This is a genomic window from Micrococcus sp. HSID17227 (genome assembly GCF_003989405.1).
In the GTDB taxonomy this organism is placed as follows: Bacteria; Actinomycetota; Actinomycetes; order Actinomycetales; family Micrococcaceae; genus Micrococcus; species Micrococcus luteus.
Genome location: NZ_RBLN01000318.1, coordinates 1 through 2,140, shown reverse-complemented (window position 1 = coordinate 2,140; position 2,140 = coordinate 1). Strand labels below are relative to the sequence as shown.

2 protein-coding genes are annotated in these 2,140 nt (G+C 70.6%); one reads left to right on the top strand and one right to left on the bottom strand.

Annotation, left to right across the window (positions count from 1 at the left end; all coding sequences use genetic code 11):
* Positions 1-295 (top strand): class I SAM-dependent methyltransferase (locus D8M29_RS11250; RefSeq protein WP_148111598.1); only part of this gene is annotated, 295 nt, incomplete at its 5' end.
* Positions 296-430: 135 nt separating this feature from the next.
* Here the strand turns inward: D8M29_RS11250 and rpsA are convergent.
* On the bottom strand, positions 431-1,888 hold the full coding sequence (gene rpsA / locus D8M29_RS11245) for a 30S ribosomal protein S1 (RefSeq protein ID WP_036315338.1): 1,458 nt from the start codon (positions 1,886-1,888) through the stop codon (positions 431-433).
* Positions 1,889-2,140 lie beyond the last annotated feature (252 nt).

The window sequence follows — 2,140 nt, the reverse complement described above, 5'->3', positions numbered from 1 at the left end:
CCGCGTGGCGGACCGCGTCCGGGCCGTGCGCGACGACGCCCTGGCCACGTGGCCGGACGGGACGGAGGAGTGCGTGCTCCTGAATCCCCCGTTCCACGACGGCAACGCCGTGGACCCCTCCGTGGCCCACCGGCTGGTGGCGGCCGCGGCGCGGGTGCTGGAGCCGGGCGGCCGGCTGTGGTGCGTCTGGAACTCGCACCTGCGGTACCGGCCGGTGCTGGAGGACCTCGTCGGGCCGACCCGGCAGACGGCGCGCGACCGCACGTTCACCGTGACGGTCTCCGAGCGCCGCTGAGCGCGGCCGCCGGGTCCCGTCCGCTCCCCCGCGGCCAGTCCCCCGGGACGCGACGACGCCCCGCCCCTCCGGAGGGAGGGACGGGGCGTCGGGTGCTCGGCGCGGGCCGTCAGGGACGGCCACGCACGGCGGCGATCAGTTGCCGGTGAGCTTCTCGCGCAGGGCGGCGAGGGCCTCGTCGGAGGCCAGGGTGCCTCCGTCCGAGGACGGGGCCTCGGAGGAGTAGGACGAGCCGCCCAGGCCCGCACCGGCGTCGGCGCCGGCGGTGGCCTCCTCCTGGAGGGAGCGGCGCACCTGCTCCTTGTGGGCCTCCCAGCGGGCCTGAGCGTCGGCGTACTGCTGCTCCCAGGCGGCGCGCTCGGTCTCGAAGCCCTCCATCCACTCGTTGGTCTCGACGTCGAAGCCCTCGGGGTACTTGTAGTTGCCCTCCTCGTCGTACTCCGCGGCCATGCCGTAGAGCGCCGGGTCGAACTCGGTGCCCTCGGGGTCCACGCCCTCGTTGGCCTGCTTGAGGGACAGGGAGATGCGGCGACGCTCGAGGTCGATGTCGATGACCTTGACGAACAGCTCGTCGTTGACCGACACGACCTGCTCGGCGGTGTCGATGTGGCGCGAGGCCAGCTCCGAGATGTGCACGAGGCCCTCGATGCCGTCCTCCACGCGGACGAACGCACCGAACGGCACGAGCTTGGTGACCTTGCCCGGCACGACCTGGCCGAGGGCGTGGGTGCGGGCGAAGAGCTGCCACGGGTCCTCCTGGGTCGCCTTCAGCGACAGGGAGACACGCTCGCGGTCCATGTCCACCTCGAGGACCTCGACGGTGACCTCCTGGCCCACCTCGACGACCTCGGACGGGTGGTCGATGTGCTTCCAGGACAGCTCGGAGACGTGCACGAGGCCGTCCACGCCGCCCAGGTCCACGAAGGCGCCGAAGTTGACGATGGAGGACACGGTGCCGTTGCGGACCTGGCCCTTCTCCAGCTTGTGGAGGAAGTTGGAGCGGACCTCGGACTGGGTCTGCTCGAGCCAGGCGCGGCGGGACAGGACCACGTTGTTGCGGTTCTTGTCCAGCTCGATGATCTTCGCCTCGAGCTTCTGGCCGATGTAGGGGGCCAGGTCGCGCACGCGGCGCATCTCCACGAGGGAGGCCGGGAGGAAGCCGCGCAGGCCGATGTCGAGGATGAGGCCGCCCTTGACCACCTCGATGACGGTGCCCTCGACGACGCCGTCCTCCTCCTTGATCTTCTCGATGTCGCCCCAGGCGCGCTCGTACTGGGCGCGCTTCTTCGAGAGGATCAGGCGACCCTCCTTGTCCTCCTTGGTGAGGACCAGGGCCTCGACGGTGTCGCCCACGGCCACGACCTCGTCCGGGTCCACGTCGTGCTTGATGGACAGCTCGCGGGACGGGATGACGCCCTCGGTCTTGTAGCCGATGTCGAGCAGGACCTCGTCGCGGTCCACCTTGACGACGGTGCCCTCGACGAGGTCGCCATCGTTGAAGTACTTGATGGTCGCGTCGATGGCGGCGAGCAGGTCCTCGGCAGAGCCGATGTCGTTGATGGCGACCTGCGGGGCGTTGGAAGTGGTGGTCATGTAGGAGGGACTCCGTTGGGATCGGGGGTCACGTCGGGATCGATGCCGCCGGTGGGCGGCATCCGGGCACCAGAGGGGCCCCACCCGGCGTGGGTCGTGATGGACATGTATCAAACGCGCACGAATGTGCTCGTCCAGCGTATCAGAAGCCGACGAGGGTGTGCAGGGGTCGGCTGGGTCGCACAAGCCCGTCGAACGCCTCCGCCGCGCCGGCCCGCAGCTCCGCCACGACACCGGCCTCCGCCAGCACCA